This window comes from Microvirga sp. KLBC 81, assembly GCF_003075415.1.
Taxonomy (GTDB): domain Bacteria; phylum Pseudomonadota; class Alphaproteobacteria; order Rhizobiales; family Beijerinckiaceae; genus Microvirga.
Map to the genome: position 1 here is coordinate 1 of NZ_QDAH01000166.1, position 4,787 is coordinate 4,787.

Sequence of the window (4,787 nt, forward strand, 5' to 3'; positions counted from 1 at the left end):
GTTCGGCTCGCTGGGCGACACCTCGACCCTGGCCGACCCCACCGTCGTCGACGACCTGATCTCCAACCGCCAGAACAGAACCCACTGAACACCTGTAGTGGAGGGATCCGTCTATGGCCACGAGCGAATATGAGCGAGTTCTTCGAAGCCCGAGATTTCAGGAGTTAGTTCGCCAGAGAGCAGGCTTTGCCTGGACCCTCTCCATTGTGATGCTCGTCATATATTTCGGCTTCATCCTTCTCGTAGCATTCGCCAAACCTCTTCTCGCTACGAAGATCGGCGGAGGCGTCACCTCTTTGGGGATTTTGCTTGGCCTTGGCGTGATCGTCTCCGCCTTTGTCCTGACCGGGATCTATGTTCAGCGGGCCAACAGTCGCTTTGATGAATTGACCCGCAGTCTCACGAGGGAGCTCAAGTGATGCGCCGGCACCTCATCATTCCTATTGCAGCTGCGCTGGTGACTGAGGCTGCTCTCTCCGGCTCCATGGCCGCAGGACCTGATCTGGGCGCCGTCCAAAAGCAGCCATTGAACTGGGCTGCAATCATCATGTTCCTGCTCTTCGTGCTCGGCACGCTCGGGATCACCTATCGAGCCGCCGCACAAACAAAATCGGCGGCCGACTTCTATGCGGCCGGCGGCGGCATCACGGGCTTCCAGAATGGACTTGCCATTGCTGGCGACTACATGTCGGCGGCGTCCTTCCTCGGCATTTCAGGGCTTGTCTTTGCGAGCGGGTTCGATGGCCTGATCTATTCCATCGGCTTCCTGGTTGGCTGGCCGATCGTTCTCTTCCTGATTGCCGAACGCCTTCGCAATCTGGGGAAGTTCACCTTCTCTGACGTCGCTTCATTCCGCCTTGACCAGACCCAGATCCGCATCCTCTCCGCTGTCGGTACTCTCGTAGTCGTCGCCTTCTATCTCATCGCGCAGATGGTTGGTGCGGGCAAACTCATCGAGCTGCTCTTTGGCCTGGACTACCTCTACGCAGTGGTGATTGTCGGCATTCTGATGATCGTTTATGTCGCCTTTGGTGGCATGAAAGCCACTACCTGGGTGCAGATCATCAAGGCGTGTCTCCTCCTGGCAGGCGCCACCCTGATGTCCCTGATCGTCCTGTGGCGGTTCGGATTCAGCCCCGAAGCCATGTTCGCCGAGGCGGTGAGGATCCACCCGAGGGGCGACGCCATCATGGCGCCCGGCGCTCTCGTGGCCGATCCGATTTCGGCCATATCGCTCGGCCTCGCGCTGATGTTCGGGACCGCCGGACTGCCCCACATCCTGATGCGGTTCTTCACGGTGTCGGATGCCCAGGCGGCTCGCAAGTCGGTCTTTTACGCCACCGGGTTCATCGCCTATTTCTATATCCTGACGTTCATCATCGGCTTCGGTGCGATCACGTTCCTGATGAACGACCCGAGCTACTTCAAGCTCGGCGCGGGCGGAGCCTATGACAAGGTCAAGGACATCATCGGTGGCACCAACATGGCCGCGGTCCATCTTGCGACCGCAACGGGTGGCTCGCTCTTCCTTGGCTTCATCTCGGCCGTGGCTTTCGCAACAATTCTTGCCGTGGTCGCCGGTCTCACGCTGGCGGGAGCCTCAGCGGTCAGCCACGACCTCTATGCGGAGGTCATCGCACGGGGACGTGTTTCCGAACAGAAGGAGGTCAGGATCTCGAAAATCTCGGCGATCGTGATCGGCATCGTGGCGATCATCCTGGGCTACATTTTTGAGAACCAGAATGTGGCCTTCATGGTCGGCCTCGCCTTCGCTGTGGCTGCGAGCTGCAACTTCCCCGTTCTTCTGATGTCCGTCCTCTGGAAGGGAACGACGACCCGAGGGGCCTTGATCGGAGGTCTGCTCGGCCTCGTCAGCGCGGTCGTCATGGTGGTTCTGAGCAAGGCTGTCTGGGTGCAAACCTTCGGCTTTGCCAAAGAGCTCTTCCCGTATGACAATCCGGCCATCTTCTCCATGCCGATCGCCTTTCTGGGGATTTGGGCCTTCTCGAAGCTTGATGCGAGCCAGAGGGCGAAGGCGGAGGTCGATGCCTTCGACGCCCAATACATCCGGTCCGAGACCGGCATAGGAGCCGCCGCGGCACACGTGCACTAACCAGCGAGACTGCGACCCTTCATCGGAGAGCGCCGGCAAAAGGGTCGCGTCCATGCAGAGTAACCCATGCAGGGATTCGATGCCGCCAATCCACCATTCGATCGCCTCACCCATGAGGAGATCGAGCAGCTCACCGCGGCTCTTGACATCGGATACTTCAGTCCGGGCGAGGTGATCATCCGGAGGGGGCTCACCTGTGACCTGCTGCACGTCATCATCAAGGGTGCCATCGAGGTTCGGGATGGAAACGCGCTCCATGCCGTGCTCGGTCCGAAGGACAGCTTTGACTCGCAGGCTGTCGTGCATGGAGCCGCGGGCGAGGACTTCGCCGCCGTCGAGGAGACACTCTGTTATCTGATTCCGGGCAAGCTCGTTCTCAACCTCATTCGCCGCAACGCAGCGTTCGGTGCCTTTTTCTATGCGGATGTCTCCCGCAAGCTCGATGCCTTTGCCGAGCAGAGAAAGGCAGAAGGAGTCGAGAGCGTGCTGCGGGCTCGAGTCCGGGACGCGCGACATGGCGGCGCGGTCTACGTCGACGGCGCCACCACAATCAGGGAGGCCGGGCACCGCATGCGCAACCACGACATCAACTCGCTCTTTGTAAACGATGGGCAGCGTGTCGGCGTCGTCACGGGCATGAACCTGTCCAAAGCTGTCGTCCTGCGCGGCCTTTCACTCGACACTCCGGTCCGGGAGGTCTGTCATTTCGACATCGTCTCTGTCGATGCGGACGACTTCATCTTCGAAGCGCTCCTCCTGATGACGAAGCACGACAAGCGACGGCTCGCGATCCGCTCGGGCGGACATTATGCGGGATTTCTGGAGGACATCGACATCTTGGGGCTGTTTGCCGGCAATTCCCAACTAATCCCTGGACGGATCGATCGCGCACGCAGCATCGACGATCTGGCGGAAGCAGTCCACGACATCCAAGCGCAAGTCGAGCGGCTCCACCGACAGGGGATGAAGATTGGCATCATTGCGGAGATTACATCCGACCTGAACCGGAGGCTATTTCGAAAGCTCTTCGAGATGGTGGCCCCTCCATCCATCCGTTACAACAGCTGTCTGCTTCTGATGGGGTCCGAAGGGCGCGGCGAACAGACCGTGCGGACGGACCAAGACAACGCTCTCCTTCTGGCAGACGAGGTGCCGCCCGGCGATCTTACACAGTTTCGGGAGGACTTCTCCAGTGCTCTGGAGCGCTTCGGCTTTCCTCCCTGCCCTGGCAATGTCATGGTCCGCAACCCGGTGTGGTCGCAGACAGTCGAGAGCTTTGTGCGCCAGCTCAAGTCCTGGGTGTTCAGCCGCGACCCGGAAGCCGCGATGAACCTTGCCATCTTCTTCGACGCTGCGGCGGTCGCGGGAGTGCCTGACCTCGTCCTGCGCGCGAAGCAAGCTCTGGTAGGCCTCATGCAGGGTGAGACCGCCCTCCTGTCGCACTTCGCGCACCTGATCGAAACGTTCACGACCCCTAACCTGGGCGTCCTTAGCACGATCATGGCCTCGGTTGGTGTCGGACCGGACGAGATCGACCTCAAGAGAGCAGGTATATTTCCCATTGTCCATGGCGTGCGAACGATGGCGATCGACAAGGGTATTCTCGAGAATGCGACAGCGACGCGCATTGCTGCTTTGGTCGGGGCCGGATCCCTGGAGCCGAAATTTGGGCAGGAACTGACTAGCGCTCTTCAGGTCTTCATGGAGTTCCGCCTAAGATCCCAGCTACGCGCTCTGCACAAGCAGACCATGACTGCTGAGTCTGTGGTGCGGCTCGAGGAGATCACGACGGTCGACCGGGACATCCTCCGGGACGCGCTTCGGGTGGTACGCCAATTTCGAGAGTTAATCCGCAACCGCTATCATCTTGAGGCCTTCTGAATGATGCGTTGGCTGCGGAACCTATTCTACCGCGTCTCCCTTGGGGACCACTCCTATCGCTTTCTCTTCGAGCCTGGTCCACCTGACGAGGTCGTGGTGTTGGACTGTGAGACCACAGGGCTCAATCCGAGAGCCGATGAGGTGATTGCCATTGCGGCGCTGATCGTCAAAGGCCATCGCATCCTAACAAGCCAATCCTTCAGGGCCGTGATCCGGCCTGACAAGAACCCGACATCAGCATCGATCAAGGTGCACTGGCTGCGGGCGCGGGACGTGGCGCAGGGTCGAGCGATGCATGAGGTGCTTCCCGAGTTTCTCCGGTTTATTGGGGGCCGCCCAATCGTGGGCTACTACATCGATTTCGACGTCCGCATGCTCGACAAGTATATCCTGCGCTACATTGAGGCGAAGCTCCCGAATCGTCTTATTGAGGTGTCGTCCATGTACTATGCTCTGAAATACGGTGGCGCTCCCCCTGGGACGGTGCTCGACCTTCGCTTCGCCTCCATTCTTTCGGATTTGGGGATCCCTTCCCTCGACCAGCATGATGCGTTCAACGATGCCTTGATGACGGCCATGATGTACGTCCAGCTTCAGGATATGCAAAAACGCGGCGCCCGCATCGCTCGCACGAGAGCCGTGCACCAGGATGCGCCTATCGGCGCTTAATTGCCGAACATCCGTCCCAAGCTAAACTCGTTTGAAACTGCGGTTAGATGTTTGATCCCAGGGTTTGATGGTGCATTGTTTTCTCCGGAATGGAGGGATGCGCTATGGGCCAGGTTCTCCATGG

Annotated in this window: 4 protein-coding genes; all 4 read left to right on the forward strand. The window is 59.4% G+C overall.

Going from position 1 to position 4,787, the window contains the following annotated elements; all coding sequences use genetic code 11:
* The first annotated feature begins 113 nt into the window (after positions 1-113).
* The 4 genes from DC522_RS32425 (at position 114) to DC522_RS32440 (ending at position 4,663) form a co-directional block, all read left to right on the forward strand.
* Entirely contained in the window at positions 114-419 is a 306-nt protein-coding gene (locus tag DC522_RS32425; protein ID WP_116532542.1) for a DUF485 domain-containing protein, read from the forward strand.
* A 65-nt stretch (positions 420-484) separates the two neighbouring features.
* On the forward strand, positions 485-2,113 hold the full coding sequence (locus DC522_RS32430) for a cation acetate symporter (protein ID WP_371681064.1): 1,629 nt from the start codon (positions 485-487) through the stop codon (positions 2,111-2,113).
* Between the two features lie 66 nt (positions 2,114-2,179).
* A complete protein-coding gene (locus DC522_RS32435; protein WP_116532544.1) occupies positions 2,180-3,994 on the forward strand; it encodes a DUF294 nucleotidyltransferase-like domain-containing protein in 1,815 nt (604 codons plus the stop codon).
* A complete protein-coding gene (locus tag DC522_RS32440; RefSeq protein ID WP_116532545.1) occupies positions 3,995-4,663 on the forward strand; it encodes a 3'-5' exonuclease in 669 nt (222 codons plus the stop codon).
* The last annotated feature ends 124 nt before the right edge of the window (positions 4,664-4,787 follow it).